Genomic DNA, 21,796 nt, shown 5'->3' with positions numbered 1-21,796 from the left:
CTCAGAAGTGAAACGCGGTAGCGCCGATGGTAGTGTGGCATTCGCCATGCGAGAGTAGGACACTGCCAGGCACCCAATTAAACGGTGATGTGAGAAATCATATAACCGGCTGCGAGGATGACACCTCTGATAAGCGGCAAAAGATTTAGCGAAAAGCTAACCAAATAGCGGAGCGGTAGTTCAGTTGGTTAGAATACCGGCCTGTCACGCCGGGGGTCGCGGGTTCGAGTCCCGTCCGCTCCGCCACTAATTTAAAAGGCCTTCCCGAATGGGAAGGCCTTTTTGCTATGGGCAGTTTTTGTCCATTGAAGCCCATGTTTGCACACAAAAGCTCACTCTTGCGATTGGGCTTTGTTGTTTCTAGCCGCTGGTGTGATTGATTTTCGTACCGTCAATCTTGCTATTTTCATTGTAACGTTTGCAGTTCGTTCTTTTTATAGCTATACCAGCGGATTGTTGGTTGCTTAATGAACGATTCTGGTGGTGTACTTTTGGCCAAACGTCGCGGAGGGGGCGTGATTAGGGTTGTATCTCGCTTATAACTCGGTAGAGTAAGGGCATCTTGAGTTTGCCTTCCCTGCTCGGTGTTCGCTGGGATAAAGGTGTAACTTGGCCCGTTTTTATCAACCTTAAGCCAGTGGTATCGATATGGAACAAGTAAACAAATCTACTTTCAGTGATGTACTGGAATATGTGCGAATGTCCCGTCGTCAGAACAAACTCAAGCGTGAAATTACGGACAATGAGAAGAAGATCCGTGACAACCAGAAGCGTGTGCTGCTGCTCGACAACCTGAGCGATTACATCAAGCCAGGCATGAGCATTGATGATGTTCAGGCTATCATCGCCAACATGCGTACCGACTATGAAGAGCGGGTTGATGATCACATCATCAAGAATGCCGAGCTCTCCAAAGAGCGCAAAGAGCTGAGCACCAAGCTGAAGGGCATGAGCTCTCACAAATAAGCGTTCAGCTTTCGCTTAAGAAACACCGGCCACTGGCCGGTGTTTTGTTATCAGCTCGGATCTCTGCCACTGCTGCAACAATCGGCTCCCCTTTTTAGAGTCGCCCTGTTACCATCACTACAAAGCGGTCAATAGTTTCAAGCCATTGACTTGAAAAGACTAAGCTTTAAACACAATAAATTGCGCAACCATGGTGGGGCTGATATGGGCGCATCAGAACAGACGGATTTGACACAAGTGGCATCTCAAGATTCATCTGTCCAGACCAAGGACGGGAACCCTAAACTTAAGCGTCGTTCTTGGTGGCGTTGGTTGTTTTGTTTTCTCTTTTTAGCGTGCCTGGGGGTGGTGATCTTCCTGGTGGGCTATGAGATGAAAACCTCAACGCTACAGTCTCAAGAGATATCCCGCTATGCCGCCAAACTGACCTATCAGGTCGAGCCAGGTCAGAGCAAGCAGATCGCTTTTCCCGGTGATGGCCCGTTCGACAAGCGGCTCGGCTATGTGCAACTGCCAATGATGCAGGAGCGTTTGCTGCAGCGGGGTTATGAGGTTAGCAGGCAGGTACATTTCTCTGATGCCCTCTATGACTACGCTACTCGCGGTTTCTTTGTACCTTATACCGAAAAGGTTCAGGCCGGACTGACGCTCCACGATTGCCGCGCGGAACCTTTCTACCAGTTCAAATACCCGACCCATCATTATCCTGACTTTGCCTCTATTCCGCCGCTGGTGATCCAGTCGTTGCTGTTTATCGAGAACCGGGAATTGCTGAGCAACGAGGAGCCACTGGCCAACCCGGCTGTCGACTGGCCCCGGTTCGCCAAAGCAGCACTCTCGCAGGTCGGCAAGGCGCTGGATATGCAGGATCAATCTGCCGGTGGCAGTACTTTGGCAACCCAGGTGGAGAAGTATCGCCACTCGCCCGATGGTCTGACTCTGTCGCCAACCGAGAAGATCCGTCAGATGGCCTCTGCCAGTGTGCGGGCCTATCGTCTCGGGCCTGAAACGCTGGAGGCGCGCAAGCTGGTTGCCTGGGCCTACCTCAACTCGGTGCCGCTCTCGGCTGCGCCGGGATATGGCGAGGTACATGGTCTGGGAGATGGTCTCTGGGTATGGTTTGGCGCCAATGTCGATGATGTGAACCGTCTGCTTGATCCCGCCCGTAACCAGAACGCGCCACTGGCCGAGCAGGGGCTTGCCCTGCGTCAGGTGGTCTCCCTGATGATTGCCCATCGTCGTCCCTCCTACTATCTGGCTCAGGGTCGCGCGTCCCTCGCAGATCTGACTGACAGCTACCTGCGCCTGTTTGTACAGGAGGGGATGATCACGCCGCCGTTGATGGAGGCCGCCCTCAAAGCCAAGATTAGCTTCCGTGATTTCTTGAAGTCCCCCGCTATCACCCGGGTGAATAATAACAAGGGGTTGCAGGTTGCCCGTACTCGCCTGAGCCGCCAGCTCGGGGTGCAGCTCTATGATCTCGATCGGATGGATCTGACTGCAGATACCAGCCTCAACATGCCGTTGCAGAACGAAGTCTCTCGTTATCTGCAACAACTGGCCGACCCTGCTGTTGCAGCGCAAGTCGGGTTGTTTGGTGAGCGCTTGCTCTCCCCCGAGAAGACCGGTGATGTGCGCTATAGCTTCACGCTGTTCGAGAAGTCACCGGAAGGGTTCAAGGTGCGGGTACAGACCGATAACACCGACCAGCCGTTCGATATCAACGAAGGATCCAAGCTGGAACTGGGCTCCACCGCCAAGTTACGGGTGCTGACCACCTATCTGGAGATTGTGGCTGAACTGCACGATCACTATGCCAAGATGCCAGCGGAGAGCTTGCGCAAACTGGCGTCGGTCTCTCAGGATAATCTCAGTCGCTGGGCTATCTCCTATCTGATGAGCGCCAAAGACAAGAGCTTGCCGGTGATGCTGGAGGCGGCGCTGGATCGCACATACTCCGCCAGCCCTAATGAAGGCTTCTTTACCGGCGGTGGCATGCATACCTTCAATAACTTCCGCCGCGAGGATAACGGGCGTATTCCCGCCATCCGCGATGCGCTGCGCGAGTCCATCAACCTGCCATTTGTCCGGTTGATGCGCGATATCGTGCGCTACAGCCTCTATAAAGAGGGCAATCGCGCCCAGTTGCTCAAGGATGACAAGGATCCCCGTCGTCAGGAGTATCTGGCCAAATTTGCCGATAAAGAGGGGCAAACCTATCTGCTGCGCTTCTGGCGTAAGTATCAAGGTAAGACCCCCGAGGAGCAGCTTGATACCTTCCTCGATGGTCTCAAGCCGAGCGCGGTGCGTCTGGCAGCGGTTCACCGCTACCTGATGCCGGAAGCTGACGAAGCGGCTTTTGCTGCCTTCCTGGCTGAACGGTTGCCGCGGGATAAGCTGAGCGCGAAGCGGATCAATCAGCTTTATGTCAGCTATGGCCCGGGCAAGTATTCACTGCCGGATCAGGGCTACATTGCCCGGGTGCACCCGCTGGAACTGTGGCTGCTGGCCTATCTCAAGGAGTTCGACAAGGCGACCTTTGCCGACGCGGTTGCGGCCAGCCGTGACGAGCGGCAAGAGGTCTACAGCTGGCTGTTCAAGACCCGTCATCGCAGCGCCCGCGACAGCCGGATCCGCACCATGCTGGAGGTCGAGGCCTTCCTCGATATTCACCAGCGTTGGGCCAAGCTGGGTTATCCGTTTGACCATCTGGTGCCGTCACTGGCGACCGCCTTGGGCAGCTCAGGTGATCGCCCAGCTGCGTTGGCCGAGTTGATGGGGATTATCCAGAATGGCGGTATCCGTACGCCGACCCTGCGTATCGAGCACCTCTCGTTCGCCAAGGGGACACCGTTCGAGACTGCGTTTGAACCCTTGCATGCCGAGGGAACCCGGGTGATGCCTGCAGAGGTTGCTGCCGCGCTGCGCAGTGCCCTCTCCAAAGTGGTGGAAGGGGGAACGGCAAGACGTATCGCCGGTGCTTTTGCATTGCCTGACGGCACTGTGCTGCAGATGGGTGGCAAGACAGGGACCGGTGATAACCGGATCGAGACGGTAGGCCGTTATGGCAATGTGACCAGTTCACTGGCGCGCAACCGTACCGCGACCTTTGTCTTTTTCATCGGTGAAGATCACTTCGGCACCCTGACCGCCTATGTGCCGGGCAGCCAGTCTGACAAGTTCCGCTTCACCTCGGCGCTGCCGGTGCAGGTGCTCAAGGGGATGGCCCCCTTGCTGATGCCCTACCTGCAACCTGGCTCCCATACCCAGTGTCTGGCGAATCAGTGATACGAACGGATTGCAGATAACACAACCAGGCAGATAACAAACGGGGAGGCTGACAGCCTCCCCGTTTTCTTTTCCTCATCGGGCGCAGCGGCGGCGCCCGATGCGATCAGACGTTCAGTACGAACTGCTCGATTACCTGAGCCACACCATCTTCATCATTGCGGGCAGTGATGTGCTGGGCCACTCCTTTGATCTCGTCAGTGGCATTGCCCATCGCAACCCCGAGACCAGCGTACTCGATCATGTGGCGGTCGTTGCCAGCATCCCCAACGGTGATCACCTGCTCAGGGGTCAGGCCAAGGTGCTCGGCCAGTGCCGCAACGCCGGTTCCCTTGTTGCTCTGCTTGTTCATGAACTCGAGGAAGAAGGGGGCGCTCTGTACCACGGTATAGCGCTCATAGAGCTCTGCTGGCAGTCGCTCGATAGCGCGGGAGAGCTGGGGCGGTTCGTCGATCATCATCACCTTCATGATCTGCTCGTCGGCAGCCAGGGTGGCGAAGTCGATCAGATTGATCGGCATGCCGATAAGGCGCGATTCATGTTCTGTGTAGGTGCTGACACGGGGACTGATCAGGCCACGGGTAACCGAGAAACCGTGAATGTTCACTTCCAGCTCGGCGGCCAGTTTGGCGATGGCGCTGGCGTCACTGCCGCTCAGCAGCTGGCTGCGGATGATGCGCTGATCGGCCACCTGTTGCACCAGGGCGCCGTTGTAGCAGATGACGTAGTCATGCTCGGTGGTGAGGCCGAGCTCTTCGAGATAGCGGCTCATCCCTTCCAGCGGGCGGCCGGAGGCCAGCACCACGGTTACCCCTTTGGCGCGCGCGGCGCTGATGGCGGCGTGGGTGCGGGGAGTAATCTGGCCCTGCGGGTTGAGCAGGGTGCCATCCATATCCAATGCGATCAGCTTGTACATCTCTCACTACCTGAGTCTGGGTGGCCCGCCCGGTGGGGCCAAGGAAGTGGCGAGTGTAGCGAAAATCGGCGGCGGGATCACGACTGGTTCAGCGGTGGATCTGCGCCGGTTGACCTATTTGTGCCCCTCATAAGGGTTCATCAGCAGCTGATCTTCGCGGATGCAGAAGTGGATCGGGCCGTGTTCGATATCGACCCGGTTGTGGTGGTGAGCCATCTCCACCTCGATCCCGGGAAAGAGGTGCTGGGTTGCGATGATGTCCATCTCGGCCATCAGTTTCTGCAGCTCTTCATGGTTGGCGGCCAGTTGTTCCTCCAGCTGGCGCAGCTCGAGTTGATGGCGTTCACGGATGGGCTTCAGTTTGCGCAAGGTATCCGGATTGCGTTTGTCGCTGGGCAGTTGCACCAGTCGCATCACCAGCTCCTTGATCTTTTCCAGCTGATCCAGACACGCCTGTTGCTGCTGCTTGAGTTGATGTTCCTGCTCCTTGTGGGTGAAGTAACCGCCGAGGATCTGCAGCTTGGTCTGATTACCGGCAGAGGCCCCCAGCACCGGCGAGATGATTAGACGATTGGCAATGCTGGTGCCCCCCAGCAGGTTGCCTTTACGCATCCCGCCGTCACCCACCTTGATATCCTGTCCACTGCGGCTGTAACAGTGGCTGAGCTGGCTCTGGATCTGGATATCGCCTCCTGCCTCCAGCTGGGCATACTGGGCGTAGCTGGCGTGGATCTCTCCTTGGGCATTGAGCTGGCAGAGGTACTCCCCCTGCTCGTTGCGCCTGCCTATGATGCCGTGGCGCACCGTGATGGTGCCCCCCGCCTCGATCCAGCCCCCTTCGATAAAGCCGCCGATGACGATGTCGCCGCTGACCGAGATCTTCATGCCCGGATTGACATCGTCATTGACGATCAAGCCCCCTTCAAAGGTGATATGGCCATGGCGTGCATCAACCCGTTTGACGCTGAGCACCTCGTCTACCTTCATGCCGGACTTCTCCTGACAGGGCAGCCCGGCGCGGCTGGCAACCAGCAGATCGGGATCGTCAGGGGAGAAGCAAGTGCCATCCCCTGCACTCATCGGACTGTCTTTGCCGTTCTTGGCTGGCAGATCCTGACCAGTCACGGTAAAGCCGGGCACCCCGACCGTGGCTGGGTGACGGCGCATCAGCCGGGCGCCCGCCTTGACGGTGACGATGGAGCCGAGATCCCGCAGATCGACCCGGTCATGATCCAGCTCCCTGGGTTTGAGGATCCGCTCGGCAGGGGTCTCCACCAGCCGTTCATAGCGGGTGTCCTGACCATTGACGGCAGGCTGGCCGCGGGCGATGACCAGTTTGAGCTGACTGCCGGGGGTGGCCTCCTTGGCCGACTGGATGGCGGTGGTGAGCAGAGGCTCGCTCACTCCCTGCTTGATTTCACTGAGGGAGATAGCCTCCTTCAACTGTTCGATAGATAGATACTTGCCACCCCAGTCAGCGGTGATCTGGGCGCTGGCGCTCATTCGATCTTTTTCCACCACGATGGTGACTCTGGCATCTTGCCGTTTGGCGATGGGAACCGGGTTGGCGGGTACGGGGGCGGCGGGGTTGCTGAGCAGGGTATTGAGCAGGCTGATGGCCTGCTTGATCCCCTCTGGCAGTGGCTGATAGCGGCGACAGTTGGAGGCGAGCAGCAGAGCCTGAATATCCTGTTCCGTGACCGGCTTGGAGAGACCAGCTGCAATCCGCAGGCAAACCAGGTCCATATCGCTTGATAGCAGCAGCCACTCTTTGCTTAACACCGTATCTCCTTGCCGGGTGAAGGGAGGGGCGATGGTTTCGTCCCTCTACTGTCATTTAATCTCTCAATGATGGATAAAGCGAATCGCAGACTTTGAGAGTGGGCAGTATTCAGATATTTCTGCTGAATGGTCAATGGATTGAGGTCAAATCGGTGATGACGGCCGGATAAATGTGGGAGCTGTTCGGAAATGGTGGGAAATGGTGCGCCGGATCGCGGCAGGGGATCTCTGCCAGCGACACGGGTATCGCTGGCAGAGCCTGTGGTGATCAGTCGCGCTGGGCCGTTCTGGTCAGGGTCAGGTAATCGCCGAGTACCGGCTCCCCCAGCAGATGGCGGCGCAACATGTCGAGCGCGGCAAAGGCGAGGATCTTGCGGCGGCTCTCCGGGTCGGGATGGCTGACCTTGACCGTCTGGCCTATCTGTTTGCCATCGGCGCAGAGCAGCAGTGGCACACCCTCTGATCCCTCCCGTCCTATGGTCAGCAGCAGGCCCGTATCGGCAGTCGGCAGCTGCGCCAGCTCATCGGCCAGGTGCGCGCTGAAGCGGGCCTCCAGCCGGGGATAGCCGTGACAAAGCGCCAGCAGCGCGCCGCCACTCTCCCCCTCCAGTAGAGCTAGCGGCCTGCCTTGCAGCAGCGCGAGGATCTGCTGCGCCGGTTCGGTATCCCCGCTGCCGACTAGCCAGGGGCGGATCGTGTTCAGCAGCCGGCTTTCGGCGCTCTCCATGTCAACGGCGCTGGCGCCGTGGCCGATCAGCTTCAGCTCGATAAGGGGCATGGCGGAGCGGTAACCTAGCTCAATGCCAGTGGGCCAGGGGGCGGCATCCAGCATGTCGGAGAGCGCTGATTCCGAGACACCGAAGGTGTAAAAGCGGCGCAACTCGGTGTCGATTTGTGCCCCGGCTAGCTGTTTAAGGCGCGGCAAGATCTGCTCGCGCACCATCTGCTTGAATTCGAACGGTACGCCCGGGGTGAAGAAGAGCTGGCTCTGGCCACTTTGCACCACAAAGCCGCAGGCGGTGCCGACCGGGTTGTCGAGGATCTCGCACCCCTGCGGCAACCAGGCCTGTTTGGCGTTGCTTTGTGCCATGGGGCGGCCACGGCTGGCGTAGCGGGCTGTGATGGTGGCGAGCCAGTCGGGGAAGAGGGTGAGCGGTTGCTCGAAGGCTTCGGCTGCGGCCTGAGCGGTGAGGTCGTCGGCGGTGGGGCCGAGCCCGCCGCACACCAGCACCACCTCGGCGCGGCTGGCACTCTCTTGCAGCACGGCTTTCAGGTCGGCGAGGTTGTCCCCCACCGTCAGACGGCGGCGCACCTGCCACCCCTGTTCCAGCAGCAGGGCGCTGAGCCAGGCCGCGTTGGTATCCACCACCAGCCCCGTCACTATTTCGTCTCCGGTACTGATGATCTCGATACGCATGGCGGGCTCCTTGGGTTAAACGGGTGACAACGGTTGGCCTCGGGCCAGGGCAATCAGGATTTGGCTTGCTCGAAGTAGTAGCTGATCCGGGTGCGTGGATTGAGGTACTCGAACACGGCAGGTGGCAGCCGTTTGGGGTGGATCACCTTGGCGATCGACAGTTCGACCTGTTGCAGGTCAATGATGGCGGCCTCCTGACGGGGGATACGCGGATCGTAGACCAGCACCGAAGGGTAGAGCAGGCGGGAGGCGTTGACCGACATCACCAGCCCCACCTGGCCGTTGGATAACTGCACCACGCTGCCGGGGGGGTAGATCCCCATCAGCCGGATCAGCATGCTGAGGTACTCCGGATTGAACTGGGCCTTGCGCTGCTTGTAGAGGCCGCTCAGGGCCGAGTAGGGCACCTTGGCCTGCATGTGGCAGAGGTTATCGTACTCGTTGATCAGCGACACCATCTGGGTCAGCGGATCGAGTTGCCCCCCCTTGAGCCCTTCCGGGCCGCTGCCATCCAGGTATTCGTGGTGATGCAGCACAATCCCCTTCGCCTCGGCCGGGAAATCCTTGGCCAGATTGAGCAGATCCAGACCGTAGCGCGGGTGCTGGGCCATCAGGTTCTGTTCCGGCTTGGTGAGGGGCTCGGTTTTGCGCAGGATCTGGCTCGGGATCTTCAGCTTGCCGATGTCGTGGAACAGCGCCCCCATGCCAATCTGGCGGATCTGGTCGGCCGACATGCCGCACTCCTTGGCCAGCAGCATGCAGAGCACGCTGACATTGAGGGAGTGGAAGTAGAGGTTGTTGTTATCATCGCTGTCGGAGACCAGATGAAGCACCATCTCATCCACGGCGAGCAGTTGCTCGGTCATGGCGTTGATCAGCTCCTGCGCCTCGCCAATGGCGTTGAGGGGGCGGGACTGGAGCTTGCTCATCACGTTGCGCACCTGTGCCAGCGACTGCTGGAACTGTTTCTCGCACTGCTGCAAGTCGCGACGATATTGCTGCAGTTGCTCGATGCGGCGATCTTTCTCCTGCTGCATCTGCGCCTGGCGTTGCGCAGTATCTGACGTTTCGGCCGGTTGCGGTTGCACCTGGCTGAGAGGCTTGGGGGGCGCATCGCTCTTGTCGGGAATGATGGTGACCAGTTTCAGGCCGAGACGGCGGATCAGTTCGATCTCTTCTTCACTTTTGATCTTGAAGCTGGAAAACAGGAACGGGTGTTCGCGCCACCCCAGTGGCAGGGATACAAAGTTGCCGACTTGCAGTCGATCTACGGAAATCTTGATACCAGTCATTATCTTGGAAGCAGGAGGCACACTGAGCCGTATGCTAGTCAAAGGCGGAGATGAATACAAAAGGTATCTGATGACAGGCTGGGGGCTTTATTATAGGCTTCTGGATGTCCAGACACTTTTACCGATGCAGTACAGGGAGTAAGCATGCCGATCAAAATCCCGGATCAGTTACCCGCCGCCGAAGTGCTGGGGCAGGAGAACATCTTCGTGATGACGGAATCCCGGGCCGTCACCCAGAACATCCGCCCGCTGCGGGTGTTGATCCTCAACCTGATGCCAAAGAAGATTGAGACCGAGATCCAGCTGATGCGGATGCTCTCCAACTCGCCGTTGCAGGTGGATGTGGATCTGCTGCGCATCGACGATCGGGAGTCGAAGAATACGCCGCAGGCCCATCTGGAGAACTTCTATCACGACTTCGAGCAGGTGCGTGGCAATAACTACGACGGCATGATCATCACAGGGGCGCCGCTCGGGCTGGTGGAGTTCGAGGAGGTGGTCTACTGGCCGCGCATCGTCGAGATCATCGAGTGGTCCCATCAGCATGTCACCTCCACCTTGTTCCTCTGCTGGGCGGTGCAGGCGGCACTCAAGGCGCTCTATGGCATGGAGAAGCAGACCCACGGCGAGAAGCTCTCCGGGGTTTACCGCCATCATCGCCTCGATGAGCACGAGCCGCTGCTGCGCGGTTTCGATGACGAGTTTGTCGCCCCCCACTCCCGCTATGCGGCGTTCGATGGCGATCTGATCCGCGCCCATACTGACCTGCAGATTTTTGCCGAGTCAGCAGAGGCGGGGGTCTATCTGGCGGCGACCAAGGATTGTCGTCAGGTGTTCGTCACCGGTCATCCTGAATACGACACCCTGACCCTGGATGGGGAGTATCAGCGGGATCTGGCGGCAGGGCTCGACCCGGCCATTCCGGTCAACTACTACCCGAATAACGATCCGGGCAACACCCCGCGCGCCAGCTGGCGCAGCCATGGTCACCTGCTGTTTGCCAACTGGCTCAACTACTACGTCTATCAGCTCACCAGTTATCGGGTGGAGGATATCGGCAAGGTCTTCACCTACGGTCAGGGCGGCAAGTAGTCAGCCGCCCTGCTCCAGCCGCTTGGCCAGCTGGTCGAGCCACTGGCGGTGCACGGCCAGGTTGAATGCTTTGGGTCTGTGGGCCTTGATGGCGGCCATGGCTTCTGCTTGTGGCTGGCCGAGGGTCATCAGCAGCGCGGCGGCGACCAGGCCGGTGCGGCCACTGCCCCCTTTGCAGTGGATGACCAGATGCTTGCCATCCCCAAGCAGCTCGCGCATTGCAGGCAGTGCTTGCTGCCAGGTCAGATCAAAGGCGCTATCGGGGGCCTGGTCATCCTCGATGGGCAGATGGAACCAGCGCATCCCTTCGCGCTCGACCTGCTGACCGAGTTGTTCCAGTTCGAGTCGGGCCAACTCGGCAGTCGTCATCAAGGTCACCACGCCGTGGGCACCGGCAAACCTCAGTTGATCGAGCGCCAGGGTCAACGGCACCTGCTGGGTGCCGGGGCAGGGGGTCAGCAGCAGTTGGCCATCGACACGGGGGACTTCCTGGCTCCAGAAGGGATGAGACGAGTACATAAAAGTCCTTATGAGGCAGGTAGGGGCAAGACGAAACGGGCCAGGCCCGGATGCTGAGTGTGACAAAGGATAGGGCGCGTGGTCGCGATGTCAATCTGCGTTGTGTTCGGTCCGGTTTACGGGCAGAGTTTAAAAAAATTGTGTGGTTCAAGGAGTTAAGATGAGAAATCTGGATCAACTGGACCTGGATATCCTGGCCCATCTGTTTCGCGATGCGGGCATGACCAACAAGGATCTGGCCGCGCTGGTGGGGGTTGCTCCCTCCACCTGTCTGGAGCGGGTACGCAAACTGCAGCAGGACGGGGTGCTCAAGGGGGCGCACTGCGAAGTGGACTATCAGGCCCTCGGCGGCCACATTCAGGCCATGGTCTCCCTGCAGCTGGCCCGCCATAGTCGCCAGATCATCGATGCCTTCCGCGATGCCATTCTGGCGCTGCCCGAAGTGATCAGCCTGTTCCACATGGGGGGTAAGGATGATTTTCTGGTGCACCTGTGTGTCTCCGATACCGAGCATCTGCGTAACTTCGTGTTCGACCACTTCACCTCTCGCGAGGAGGTGGTACACCTCGAAACCTCACTGGTATTCGAGCACAGATTCAGCCGTTCGCTACCCTGTTTTACCCAGCCATAACGGCGAGCGAGTCGCTCGGTTGAGCAGATAGAAAAAACCGCCAGCTGGCGGTTTTTTCTATTCAACATGTTACCTTTTTGGCCTCATTGCTATCCGAAAGGGGACGCTTATTGGGCGGCGACCCGTTGATCCTTCGCGGTCTGATAGAGCCCCTGCTGATAGGCCATGCTGCCCCAGAGCACCAGACCAAGCGCATCGTCTTTCATCGCGTCAGGTTGTGCGGCAGAGGTCAATTTTTCACTGGTCTGGTTATAGACAAATCCTTCCGCTGGTCGCTCTGGTTGCAGGATCACCACATCCTTACCGCGCATCAGGGCGAAGTTTTTGTCGTACTGCATGAGGGCGCGTCCCGGCCAGTCGGCGGGCATGCGGGTCAGATCCTTGCCCAGCATGGGGTGGTCGGCACTGATCCCCATCAGGGAGAGCAGGGTCGGTGCCATGTCGATCTGGCTGACGATGCGCGGATCCTTCTTCGGCGCTATGCCGTCACCCACGATGACCCCCGGAATATGGAAGCGGGGGATGGGCACCAGACTGGAGCCGCCGACCCGGCTGTCGTGATCGGCGATCACCAGGAACAGGGTGTCCTTCCAGTATTCGGACTGTTTCGCCTTCTTGAAGAACTCGCCGATGGCGTAATCCGCATACTTGGCCGCGTTGTTGCGGGTCTGCTTGGGCTGCTCGAAGAGCTCGATGCGATTGTCCGGGAATTCGAAAGGATCGTGGTTGCTGGAGCTGAACACCAGACTGAAGAAGGGTTTGCCCTCCTTATGCAGCGCCTTGAAGGTCTCGTCGGCTTTGGCCATCAGATCCTCGTCAGAGGCGCCCCATGAGCCCTTGAATACCGGATTGTCGAAATCCTTCTGCTCGACGATGGTGGTGAAGCCGTTGCCGAGGAAGAAGCTGCGCATGTTGTCGAAGTGGCTCTCGCCGCCGTAGATAAAACTGGTGTCATAACCTCGCTGTTTGAGCAGATCGGCGATGGTGAAGAAGTTGGTCTGGCTCTTGCCGAGTTTGACCACCGCCTGCGCCGGGGTTGGCGTGAAGCCGGTCAGCACCGCCTCGATACCGCGCACCGAGCGGGTGCCGGTGGCGTAGAGCTGCTCGAAGGCCCAACCCTGCTGGGACAGGGCATCGATGTTGGGGGTGAGCGGCAGGCCGCCGAGGGAACCGACAAATTGGGCACCCAGGCTCTCTTGCAGCAAGATCACCAGATTCTTTGGTTTGCCCTGAAAGCTCGCCTGGTTGAAGGTCTGGCTGGGCAGCAGATCCGAGTTGAAATCACTGGCCGGACGGCCACTCTCCTGGCGCATGATCTCGAGCACTTTTTCCTCGGACATCTTGCCGTAAAACTGGCTGGCGTCCTCTTCGGCACCCATCTGTTTGATGGCAAAGAAGAGGGAGTAGGCGGAGTTGACAGTGAGTGAGTTGATCAGCGGATCATCGGCAAAGGCGACCATGGCCGGGTTCAGGGCACGATGGCCGAGACTGGAGCGAGCGCCGAGAAAACCGATGGCCAGAATAAGTAGGGCAAACGCTGGACGCAGATACCAGCTGGGGAAGCTAAGGCCGCGCACCAGACGGCCACTCAGCCACCAGCCACCGGCCAGTACGGCGCCACTGAAGAGCGCCGCCAGCAACAGCTCGCCCTTGCGGCCCGCCCACAACATAGAGAGCACCTCCTTCGGATAGATGAGGTACTCCACATAGAGGCGATTGGGACGCACGCCATATTCGGTGACAAACGAGGGGGTGGATATCTCGAGGAACAGCATCAGCCAGAGTCCGACGGTCAGCCACACTCGCATCAGTTGCAGCCAGCCCCGGCCGATGGCGTGGGGGCCTGCCAGCAGCAGGGTGAACATGGCGGGGACACCCCAGACCCAGCAGAGGGTGGCAAAATCGACCCGGATCCCTTGCAGCAGCATCTCCTGCCAACCGGCAACGGCATCCACCCGTTCCAGTTGCCAGAGGCCGAGGGCAATTCGACTGAAGGTGAGAGAGAGCAGGGCGAGCACACAGAAGATAGCGAAAGGCCAAAATGGGCCCAGTCGCTGTTTTAGGTTTGTCATGAATATTCCTGATAGAGCCTGTAAACGTCTGTCCACAGACGTTTTTTTATTTGTTGTGACCTTATGACAGGCAGATGGGGAGAAGGTTGCACTCTAGCTTGCCAAAAGGGGCAATTAACATATCGCTTATCAAAGGTGTGATGGCGCGCAGCTAATGATTACAGAATAATCTGCTGAGTGAAATGTGAGCTGCGGCGTGTATGGATGGGGCCGCGGGTGTTTATAATTACCGCGAATTATCCCAATCGGAGCCGAGAGGATGCCGGTCTTTATCGATGTGGAGTATGTGCAGGGATGGCGTCTGTTTGTGGTGTTATCGGACGGTATCACAGGGGTGCTGGATCTGAACCCCTGGCGTGGTCAGGCGCTGTTTGCAAAACTGGAGAGTGAGCGCCAGTGCGCCCGGGTCTTCATCAACCGTCACCACCAATTGGAGTGGCCCGTCGGCTGTACCTTGTCAGCCCACGAGATTTATCACCTGATCTCCCCCATCGATGAACGGGAAGCCTTTAGCTAATCCCCATTTTTTGTGAGCCAACGCCAGATTCCTGTTGCTGGAATGTTTGCCCGTTTGCCTTTCTGAGCCAACTTGGGTAAAACCTGCGCAACATTTTGCCAACTTGCCTTCAATTTACCTGACAGAGGCTTGCCGCTTTCGCGCCGCAGGCCTTTTTTGCGGCCTGATGGCAAACCTTTCCCTTGCTGAAAGGTTTGGTCGGTTGAATGAAAATAACAAAACAAACAAATACATAAGGAAAATGTATGGCTTGTCATATGCGCACACCCCTTGCCCTGCTGGTTGGTGGGCTCGCCTGTCACGGCGCTGCCGGTCAGGAGTCGGTGCAACAGCTGGATCCCATGGTGGTGGTGGCAACTCGCCCCGCCAGCACCCTGGAGGTGACACTGGATCCCAAGAAGCCCGGCTCACCCATGCCGGCGGCCGATGGTGCCGGTTATCTGAAGAATGTCACTGGCATGAGCATGGTGCGCAAAGGGGGACTGGGTGGTGATCCCGTGCTGCGGGGGATGGGGATGTCCCGCCTCAACGTGCAGATGGATGGCGGCATGCTGGCCGGTGGCTGTGGTGGCCGCATGGACCCGCCCACGGCCTATGTTTTCCCCCAATCCTTTGACCGGATCCGGGTGCTGAAGGGGCCGCAATCCCTCGAGCAGGGGGCCACCCTGGCGGGCACCGTGCTGTTCGAGCGGGACAGACCCGAGTTCACCGCGCCGGGTCTCAAGGCCGATGCCTCAGCCCTCTACGGCAGTTTTGGCCGGGATGACCAGATGGTGGATATGACGGCAGGTTCGACCGATGGCTATCTGCGCGGTCAGTTCACCCACTCCGACAGCGATGATTACCGCGATGGTCACGGTAACAAGGTGCGCTCTTTTTATCGCCGCGAGAACGGCACCGCCCAGCTTGGCTGGACGCCGGGGGAGCACTCCTGGCTGGAACTCACCGCCGAGCGCAGCAATGCCCGCGCCGCCTATGCGGACCGCACCATGGATGGCCCCATGTTTGATCGGGAGTCCTTCGGGCTGAAGCTCAAGCAGGAGGAGCTCACCACTCACTGGCAGCGTAGCGAGCTGACCCTGTGGGACAACTACATCGACCACATCATGGACAACTTCAGTCTGCGGCCAAACAGTGGCATGAAGATGCTCTCCAACCCGGATCGCCGCAACACCGGCGGTCGCTGGGCCAACGACATCGCCCTGCCAGTCGACTGGTTGCTGACCGCCGGGTTCGACAGCAACCGGGATCAGCACCGCAGCCGAGGTGGCGTTGATTATGCGACGCAAGATCGCCAGCGTACCCTGCGTTTCGAGCAGCAGGGTGGCTTCGCCGAGCTGGGCCGTCAGCAGGGGGCCCATAGCTACAAGGGGGGTTATCGACAGGATCGGATCGAGACCACCCGTTATGGGGCGGGTGATCAGACCCTCTACAGCGATACCCTGACCCTGAACAGCGGATTTGGCCGCTACGAGTATCAGTGGTCGCCCCGCTGGTCCAGCTATCTGGCCTGGGGGCAGGCAGAGCGTGCGCCGGACTATTGGGAGCGCAGCAAGGACAGCACCCCGTTCACCCTCAACCCGGAGCGCAGCCGCCAGTGGGATGCCGGGCTGGCTTTGCGCAGCCGAGAGCTGGATCTGACCCTCTCCCTCTTTAGTGCCGACATCAAGGACTACCTGCTCTACAACAGCAAGTCGAACAAGGTGCGCAACATCGATGCCCAGACCCGGGGCGGCGAGCTGGAGGGGCGCTGGCAGTTTGCCGAGCAGTGGCGCCTCGATGGCGGTCTGGCGGTGGTCTATGGGGAAAACCGGAGCGACAACAAGCCGCTGGCCCAGATGCCGCCCCTTGATGGCAAGCTGGCGTTGGGCTGGCAGCCGGACGAGGCGCTGAGCTTCACCCTGCTGGGGCGCGCCGTGGCGGCGCAGGAGCGGGTGGATGTGGGTTCCGGCACGGTGGCCGGTCAGGATCAGGGGGAGACCCCGGGCTTCTTCACCCTGAACCTGAGCGGTGCCTGGCAGTTTGCCAAGGGGTGGCAGCTCTCGGCCGGGGTGGACAACCTGTTCGACACCTTCTACTACGAGCACCTCTCCAAGTCGGTACACAGCAGTCAGGCGGGCCTTGGCTATGAGCAGAGTGGCCGTATCCCCGAGCCGGGTCGCTCATACTGGCTCTCGGTCAACTACCGCTTCGCTTCCGACGGCGTGCTCTGAGCAAGATGAGCGGGTAACGTTTTCAGTCACAGACCCCTCTGCGAGCGCTCGCTATCATGGCGAAAAGCAGGTGCATTCAGACACTTGTGCTCACAGCGGGAACATAACAATGAAACAGGGAACGTTGCGCTATGGCGGCCTGCTCGGGGCCGCCCTGTTACTGGCTGCCTGCGGTGGCAGCAGCAGTTCTTCCGGTGGTGAAGTCATCCCACCGGCTCCCAACCGTACCGATCTGGTCAGCAACCGTGCCTGCTACGGCGACGATCAACCCGCCTGCAACCTGCGCATCTATCAGGTAATGGTGGAGTCCTTTGTCGATGGTGACGGCAGCGCCAACTACGGCGTCGGCTATGGCCCCTCCCGCCACAACGGCGATCTGCAGGGGATCATCGACAGCCTCGACCACATCAAGAGTCTCAACGTCAACGCCATCTGGCTAACCCCGGTATTCGACTCCTGCGCCGGTCAGGGCGGTGACAACAAGCTCGATGCCACTGGCTACTTCGCCTGCGACTTCTTTACCGTGGACCCCAACTTTGGCAGCAATGCCAAGCTCAAACAGCTGGTGGATGCGGCGCACCAGCGTGGCCTCTATGTCTTGCTCGACGGGGTGTTTGGCCACGTCAACAAGGTGGGGGTGAGCAAGCCCTCGCCAGAGGGGCGTCTGCCTGCCCTCACCGGCGGCGGTGCCGGTTATCCCGGTCAGCTGGTGGATTACAGCAAGCCGGAGAGTCTCGCCTACTTCAAGGAGGTGGCCCGTTACTGGGTCGAGCAGTACGGCATCGATGGCTGGCGCCTCGATCAGGCCTATCAGCTCAATCTGGACGAGTGGCGTGGTATTCGCAGCGAAGTGGAACGAGCCAGTGCAACGCGCCAGGTCGCCGGTCAGCAGTGGGGCACCCTCGGCTATATGGTGGGGGAAGTGTGGAAGGGGGCTGACGAGATCCGTGCCGAGGCTTACGGCAGCAGCGACAATCCGGCGCTCGCCTCGGCGTTCGACTTCCCGCTGCGCTACGGCATCGTGCAGGCGCTGGCGGTAGAAGAGTCCGGCAAGGGCGGGCAGGGGGCCAGTGTGCTCGACGCCAGCTGGAACAAGGTGGAGAACTACCCGAATCACGCCATGCCCAACCTAATGCTGGGCAACCACGATCTGGTGCGGTTTGGCGATCTGCTGGAGCGCGGCCACTTCAATCCGGCCGAGTACTGGCAGCGCCACAAGGCGGCCTTCAGCTTCCTTGCGGCCCGCTCCGGCCCCATCACCCTCTATTACGGCGAGGAGTTTGGCGACGAGGTACCGGGCTTTGCCGCCAAGGTCAGCGGTGACTGCGTGGCGCAGGGCTTGTGCGATGACCACGCGGCTCGCAGTGACGGCAAGGTGCCCGCTGTCACCGGCTTTGTGCCGGGCAGCGAACAGGCCGAGCTGAAAGAATGGCTCGCCCAGCTGCTGGCAATGCGCGCTGCTCACCCTGCTCTCTATCAGGGGGAACGAGTCAAGCTGGTGGCCGATGGCAACCTCTATGGCGACATCAAGCAGACGGCGGGGGAGCAAGTCGTCTACCTGCTCAACCTCTCCACCACGGCGCTCAGCTACAACCTGCCAGCGGGCAAGTTGCGCAGCGGCAGCGCACTGGTGGATCTGCAAAGCGGCGAGAGTCTGGCCATCGGCGGCAGCAGCGTGACGGTGGCGATCCCTCCTTTGAGCGGGCGTTTCCTGCACCTGCAATAGGTCAGCGGCAACACGCTGTGATATGAGAGAGGGCCCCATCGCGGGGCCCTCTCTGTCATTGTGGACGACAAGGTCGTGGCAGGTTATGCGGTGGTCTGGCCCCGGTTTTCCAGCCGCTGGCGGAAGGCGCGGGCCAGCCGTTCGTAGAGATCCTGCGCCTCCTTGTCTTCGATATCACCGCGGATCCAGGGGTTGTCGACGATCTCCAGCAGCACGCAGTCGCGGCCCTGTTGGCGCAAGTCGAGCCCGTAGAGGCCATTGCCGAGCTGATGGACGGCGCGGCGGGCGGTCTGCAGCACTCGCTCCGGCACCTCGTTGAGCGGCAACGCTTCGATGCGGCTCATGTCGAGGGGGTGCTTGCGGCGGCGAATGCGGTTGCCGGGCTCGGGCCGGTAGCGGCGACAGGCAAACAGTGGCGAGCCGTCGAGAAAGCCGATGCGCCAGTCAAACTCGGCGGGGATCCGGCTCTGCACCAGCAGCAGGGCGGAGCGGCCCAGCCCCTCGTCCAGCAGCCGGGCCAGCTGCTGCTCGTCACTGGCCAGGGCGAGATCGCGCCCCTGCGCGCCATCGGGCACTTTCACCATCAGCGGCAGGCCGAGTCGCTGCACCAGTTCATCGACATGGTGGCGGCCGCGACGGGTCACCACCATGGTCGGCGGCATGGGCACGCCGCTGCGTACCATCAGCTCGTAGAGATAGAGCTTGTTGCTGCAGGCGAGGATGGCGCGGGAGCTGTCGATCACCGGCATCTTCAGCTGCTCGGCGCGGCGGGCAAACTCGAAGGTGTAGTGGCCGACCGCAGTTTCGGCACGCAGCCAGAGGGTGTCGAACTCCGGCAGCCGCTCGATGGCGGAGGGGGGCAGGATCTCGGCCCGGATCCCCTGGGCGGCAGCGGCCCGGATAAACCGCTCCAGCGCCAAGCCATCGCTGCTGGCGCGACCGTCATCGGGGTCTACCAGAATGGCAAGCTGGTAGAGCGGCGCCGCCTGCTCCTCGTCACCTGTGCCCACCAGTGCCTGAGCGTGGTGCAGCATCAGGGCCTGTTCGCTTTGGCTCAGCTCCAGCGGCGACAGGCTCTGCTGCTGGCGTACCGACCAGCCGTGGCGGCCGCGTTTCAGGGTCAGCTCCTGCAACGGCAGCTGGCTCAGGCCGTAGTAGTAGCGGGCCAGCCCCGCCAGCTCGCTCTGTTCACACTGGCCGAAGATGGCGCGCACCCTGATCCGATCCTCGCTCTGCTGGGCCAGCCACCCTTGCGCCTTGCGCCATAGCTTGGCCGGTGGCTGCTGGGGTTGCAGTCGGCTGATGGCTTGCAGACCCGGCAGGCAGTGGTGGCCCCGGGCCTGGGCCAATAGCGAGCAGTAGTAGCCCGCGCTCAGGTGTTCCAGATTGCGGCAGAGGTTGATAATGCGGGGGCGGCCGCCGGTGGTCGGTACCCCATGTTGCAGGTAAGTGCGGGCGGTCAGCAGATAATCGGCATGGCAAGGCCAGTCGCCCAGCTCTTCGACGATGACATAGGTACTCATATTTTCGGCTCCACAGATCAGACTGCCTGAACAGGCAGGATCCCCAGTGGGCTTCGATGCACCGACAAGCACGACAATGGCGCGAGGGGAAACAAGAGGTTACAGTGCCTCATATTCTGCTTTGGTCACTTGTGATACAAGTCGCATTTGTGGTGCTGAAGATAAATAACCGAACAAGGACTCCCTGTGTTGACCGTACGAGCGGCCCGAACCGATGATCTGGGCGCCATCGTTAATCTGGAACGCTACTGCTTTCCCCCTGAAGTCGCCTTTGGCCGCAGCCGCTGGCACTATCTGCTGACCCACGCCAAGGGACGCACCCTGCTGCTGCTGGATGAAAAAAATCTGTTGATGGGTTACCTCTGCCTGCTGGAACACAGAGGCTGGGATCGACTGGTCATTCAGGCGCTGGCGATCCGCTGGACGGTGCGCCGTCTGGGTTGGGCCCGCCGCCTGCTGGAGCAGGTGATCCGTGAGGGCAAGGCTGCCGGTTGGGGGGCGGTTCGCCTCGAAGTGGGGGATGCCAATGAAGAGGCGCTGGCCCTCTATCAGGGGTTGGGATTTCGTCCCCAGCAGCGGCTGGCGAATTACTATGGCCGTGACCAGCATGCCCACCGGCTGGTGCTGCCGCTGGTGAGTGATGAGGAGATCCTGCTGCGGCGGCAGGCTCGCAAGCGGCTCTCGCAGGCCCGCTAGTTATGTTGAACGAGCAGAATCGAGGTGCAGGATGAGCTGCGACAACTGCCTTGCCACCGCCATCAGGGCCAAGCTGGGGCGCTGCCTGGTCTGCGCCGGCCAGACTTTCGTCATCGGCCTGATTGGCTGGCTGGTCTGGTGGTGGTGTGGTGCCGACACTTCGGTCAACGCCCTCACCGGCCTGCTGTTCGCGCTGGGTGGCTCGGGCCTGTTGCTGCTCCATCTGGTGGTATTTGTCTGGCGCAAGGCGACCGGACGTGAATTGAGCGATGAATGAATCTGAATAGATTCAAACAGATAAATAACAATATCGGTGTAGATATGGAGGTTCAGATGATTGCAATGGTAACGGGCGCCTCGTCCGGTTTTGGTGAAGCCATCAGCCGCCAGCTGGTGCAGGCGGGCTACAAGGTGATCGGTACCGGCCGCCGCGCCGAGCGGCTGGCCGCGCTGGCTGACGAGCTGGGCGAGCAGTTCCTGCCGCTGGTGTTCGATGTGCAGGACAAGGTGGCCACCCGCGCTGCCATCGCCGGTCTGCCAGCCGCCTGGATCGAGGTGGATCTGCTGGTCAACAACGCCGGTCTGGCGCTGGGGCTGGAGCCTGCCCACAAGGCGGATCTCGAGGATTGGGAGCAGATGATTGCCACCAACATCAGCGGCCTGGCCCTGCTCACCCGATTGCTGCTGCCGGGCATGGTGGCGCGCAATCGCGGTCACGTCATCAATATCGGCTCCATCGCCGGCACCTACCCCTATCCGGGCGGTAACGTCTACGGTGCCACCAAGGCGTTTGTGAAGCAGTTCAGCCTCAACCTGCGTGCCGATCTGGCGGGTACCGCCATCCGCGTCACCAACGTGGAGCCGGGCCTGTGCGGCGGCACCGAGTTCTCCAACGTGCGCTTCCACGGCGACGATGCCAAAGCGGCCACTGTTTATCAGGGGGTTGAGGCGATCCAGCCGGACGATATCGCCAACACCGTGCTCTGGATCAGTCAGCAGCCCGCTCACGTCAACATCAACAGCATCGAGATCATGCCGGTGGCCCAGACCTTCGGCCCGCTCACTATCAGCCGCCGCTGAGTGAGCCGTTTGATGAAATGAGAAGAGGCACCCCGGGGTGCCTCTTCTCATTCTGCTATATCCGGC

18 protein-coding genes and 1 tRNA gene are annotated in these 21,796 nt (G+C 60.2%); 11 read left to right on the top strand and 8 right to left on the bottom strand.

All coding sequences use genetic code 11. From position 1 onward, the window contains the following. The first annotated feature begins 169 nt into the window (after positions 1-169). From BN4575_RS16925 to BN4575_RS16915, 3 genes are all read left to right on the top strand, one after another. A tRNA-Asp gene (locus tag BN4575_RS16925) sits at positions 170-246 on the top strand. A gap of 402 nt (positions 247-648) precedes the next feature. Continuing rightward, positions 649-966, top strand: coding sequence for a PTS system regulator TmaR (tmaR, locus tag BN4575_RS16920; protein ID WP_042023151.1), 318 nt, complete (start codon positions 649-651; stop codon positions 964-966). Positions 967-1,170: 204 nt separating this feature from the next. Beyond that, positions 1,171-4,254 (top strand): transglycosylase domain-containing protein, encoded by a 3,084-nt coding sequence (locus BN4575_RS16915; protein WP_068979075.1) that lies wholly within the window; start codon positions 1,171-1,173, stop codon positions 4,252-4,254. Between the two features lie 106 nt (positions 4,255-4,360). Here the strand turns inward: BN4575_RS16915 and yidA are convergent, their stop codons facing one another. The 4 genes from yidA to BN4575_RS16895 form a co-directional block, all read right to left on the bottom strand. Next, positions 4,361-5,170, bottom strand: coding sequence for a sugar-phosphatase (gene yidA / locus BN4575_RS16910; RefSeq protein ID WP_068979074.1), 810 nt, complete (start codon positions 5,168-5,170; stop codon positions 4,361-4,363). Between the two features lie 114 nt (positions 5,171-5,284). Further along, positions 5,285-6,952, bottom strand: a complete 1,668-nt coding sequence (locus tag BN4575_RS16905; protein WP_083221070.1) for a DUF342 domain-containing protein — start codon at positions 6,950-6,952, stop codon at positions 5,285-5,287. Between the two features lie 268 nt (positions 6,953-7,220). Beyond that, positions 7,221-8,369, bottom strand: coding sequence for a CinA family nicotinamide mononucleotide deamidase-related protein (locus BN4575_RS16900; protein WP_068979073.1), 1,149 nt, complete (start codon positions 8,367-8,369; stop codon positions 7,221-7,223). Positions 8,370-8,422: 53 nt separating this feature from the next. Beyond that, on the bottom strand, positions 8,423-9,661 hold the full coding sequence (locus tag BN4575_RS16895; RefSeq protein WP_068979072.1) for an HD-GYP domain-containing protein: 1,239 nt from the start codon (positions 9,659-9,661) through the stop codon (positions 8,423-8,425). A gap of 144 nt (positions 9,662-9,805) precedes the next feature. Here BN4575_RS16895 and metA point away from each other — a divergent pair, with 144 nt between their 5' ends. Continuing rightward, positions 9,806-10,753: a homoserine O-acetyltransferase MetA gene (gene metA / locus BN4575_RS16890; RefSeq protein WP_042023141.1), complete on the top strand. Its 948-nt coding sequence runs from the start codon at positions 9,806-9,808 to the stop codon at positions 10,751-10,753. Here metA and BN4575_RS16885 read toward each other — a convergent pair whose 3' ends face one another. Continuing rightward, positions 10,754-11,272 (bottom strand): cyclin-dependent kinase inhibitor 3 family protein, encoded by a 519-nt coding sequence (locus BN4575_RS16885; protein WP_068979071.1) that lies wholly within the window; start codon positions 11,270-11,272, stop codon positions 10,754-10,756. A gap of 160 nt (positions 11,273-11,432) precedes the next feature. Here BN4575_RS16885 and BN4575_RS16880 point away from each other — a divergent pair, with 160 nt between their 5' ends. Next, positions 11,433-11,903 carry an Lrp/AsnC family transcriptional regulator gene (locus BN4575_RS16880; protein ID WP_042023133.1) on the top strand — a complete coding sequence of 157 codons (471 nt, stop codon included), beginning with the start codon at positions 11,433-11,435 and terminating at the stop codon, positions 11,901-11,903. A gap of 107 nt (positions 11,904-12,010) precedes the next feature. On the opposite strand, the gene BN4575_RS16875 is transcribed toward BN4575_RS16880, so the two are convergent. Continuing rightward, a complete protein-coding gene (locus BN4575_RS16875) occupies positions 12,011-13,975 on the bottom strand; it encodes an LTA synthase family protein (protein ID WP_068979070.1) in 1,965 nt (654 codons plus the stop codon). 259 nt (positions 13,976-14,234) lie between these two features. On the opposite strand from BN4575_RS16875, the gene BN4575_RS16870 reads away from it, so the two are divergent. Continuing rightward, positions 14,235-14,492 (top strand): DUF2442 domain-containing protein, encoded by a 258-nt coding sequence (locus BN4575_RS16870; protein ID WP_042023128.1) that lies wholly within the window; start codon positions 14,235-14,237, stop codon positions 14,490-14,492. On the opposite strand, the gene BN4575_RS21870 is transcribed toward BN4575_RS16870, so the two are convergent. Further along, positions 14,489-14,749 carry a hypothetical protein gene (locus tag BN4575_RS21870; protein ID WP_141689845.1) on the bottom strand — a complete coding sequence of 87 codons (261 nt, stop codon included), beginning with the start codon at positions 14,747-14,749 and terminating at the stop codon, positions 14,489-14,491. The two genes, BN4575_RS16870 and BN4575_RS21870, sit on opposite strands and share 4 nt — an antisense overlap. Here BN4575_RS21870 and BN4575_RS16865 point away from each other — a divergent pair. Both BN4575_RS16865 and BN4575_RS16860 read left to right on the top strand, forming a co-directional pair. Then, positions 14,738-16,705, top strand: a complete 1,968-nt coding sequence (locus tag BN4575_RS16865; RefSeq protein WP_068979069.1) for a TonB-dependent copper receptor — start codon at positions 14,738-14,740, stop codon at positions 16,703-16,705. The genes BN4575_RS21870 and BN4575_RS16865 overlap by 12 nt on opposite strands. 109 nt (positions 16,706-16,814) lie before the next feature. Beyond that, a complete protein-coding gene (locus tag BN4575_RS16860; RefSeq protein WP_068979068.1) occupies positions 16,815-18,431 on the top strand; it encodes an alpha-amylase family protein in 1,617 nt (538 codons plus the stop codon). A gap of 83 nt (positions 18,432-18,514) precedes the next feature. On the opposite strand, the gene BN4575_RS16855 is transcribed toward BN4575_RS16860, so the two are convergent. Next, positions 18,515-19,954 (bottom strand): RimK family protein, encoded by a 1,440-nt coding sequence (locus BN4575_RS16855; RefSeq protein ID WP_068979067.1) that lies wholly within the window; start codon positions 19,952-19,954, stop codon positions 18,515-18,517. Positions 19,955-20,140: 186 nt separating this feature from the next. Between BN4575_RS16855 and BN4575_RS16850 the strand changes: the two genes are divergently transcribed. From BN4575_RS16850 to BN4575_RS16840, 3 genes are read left to right on the top strand one after another with little or no spacing between them, the layout of a single operon-like run. Continuing rightward, a complete protein-coding gene (locus BN4575_RS16850; RefSeq protein WP_042023121.1) occupies positions 20,141-20,650 on the top strand; it encodes a GNAT family N-acetyltransferase in 510 nt (169 codons plus the stop codon). Positions 20,651-20,681: 31 nt separating this feature from the next. Further along, positions 20,682-20,927, top strand: coding sequence for a DUF3624 domain-containing protein (locus tag BN4575_RS16845; RefSeq protein ID WP_068979066.1), 246 nt, complete (start codon positions 20,682-20,684; stop codon positions 20,925-20,927). A gap of 56 nt (positions 20,928-20,983) precedes the next feature. After that, entirely contained in the window at positions 20,984-21,730 is a 747-nt protein-coding gene (locus tag BN4575_RS16840; protein WP_068979078.1) for an SDR family oxidoreductase, read from the top strand. Positions 21,731-21,796 lie beyond the last annotated feature (66 nt).

The organism is Aeromonas sp. EERV15 (assembly GCF_900079845.1).
Taxonomy (GTDB): domain Bacteria; phylum Pseudomonadota; class Gammaproteobacteria; order Enterobacterales; family Aeromonadaceae; genus Aeromonas; species Aeromonas sobria.
The sequence above is the reverse complement of the archived record's forward strand: the minus strand, read 5'-3'. Positions and strand labels throughout refer to the sequence as shown.

Excerpts from the sequence above, each read along its gene's own strand:
- tmaR (WP_042023151.1), top strand. The coding sequence starts at position 649 with ATGGAACAAGTAAACAAATCTACTTTCAGTGATGTACTGGAATATGTG.
- BN4575_RS16915 (WP_068979075.1), top strand. The coding sequence starts at position 1,171 with ATGGGCGCATCAGAACAGACGGATTTGACACAAGTGGCATCTCAAGAT.
- yidA (WP_068979074.1), bottom strand. The coding sequence starts at position 5,170 with ATGTACAAGCTGATCGCATTGGATATGGATGGCACCCTGCTCAACCCG.
- BN4575_RS16900 (WP_068979073.1), bottom strand. The coding sequence starts at position 8,369 with ATGCGTATCGAGATCATCAGTACCGGAGACGAAATAGTGACGGGGCTG.
- BN4575_RS16895 (WP_068979072.1), bottom strand. The coding sequence starts at position 9,661 with ATGACTGGTATCAAGATTTCCGTAGATCGACTGCAAGTCGGCAACTTT.
- metA (WP_042023141.1), top strand. The coding sequence starts at position 9,806 with ATGCCGATCAAAATCCCGGATCAGTTACCCGCCGCCGAAGTGCTGGGG.
- BN4575_RS16885 (WP_068979071.1), bottom strand. The coding sequence starts at position 11,272 with ATGTACTCGTCTCATCCCTTCTGGAGCCAGGAAGTCCCCCGTGTCGAT.
- BN4575_RS16880 (WP_042023133.1), top strand. The coding sequence starts at position 11,433 with ATGAGAAATCTGGATCAACTGGACCTGGATATCCTGGCCCATCTGTTT.
- BN4575_RS16875 (WP_068979070.1), bottom strand. The coding sequence starts at position 13,975 with ATGACAAACCTAAAACAGCGACTGGGCCCATTTTGGCCTTTCGCTATC.
- BN4575_RS16870 (WP_042023128.1), top strand. The coding sequence starts at position 14,235 with ATGCCGGTCTTTATCGATGTGGAGTATGTGCAGGGATGGCGTCTGTTT.
- BN4575_RS16865 (WP_068979069.1), top strand. The coding sequence starts at position 14,738 with ATGGCTTGTCATATGCGCACACCCCTTGCCCTGCTGGTTGGTGGGCTC.
- BN4575_RS21870 (WP_141689845.1), bottom strand. The coding sequence starts at position 14,749 with ATGACAAGCCATACATTTTCCTTATGTATTTGTTTGTTTTGTTATTTT.
- BN4575_RS16860 (WP_068979068.1), top strand. The coding sequence starts at position 16,815 with ATGAAACAGGGAACGTTGCGCTATGGCGGCCTGCTCGGGGCCGCCCTG.
- BN4575_RS16855 (WP_068979067.1), bottom strand. The coding sequence starts at position 19,954 with ATGAGTACCTATGTCATCGTCGAAGAGCTGGGCGACTGGCCTTGCCAT.
- BN4575_RS16845 (WP_068979066.1), top strand. The coding sequence starts at position 20,682 with ATGAGCTGCGACAACTGCCTTGCCACCGCCATCAGGGCCAAGCTGGGG.
- BN4575_RS16840 (WP_068979078.1), top strand. The coding sequence starts at position 20,984 with ATGATTGCAATGGTAACGGGCGCCTCGTCCGGTTTTGGTGAAGCCATC.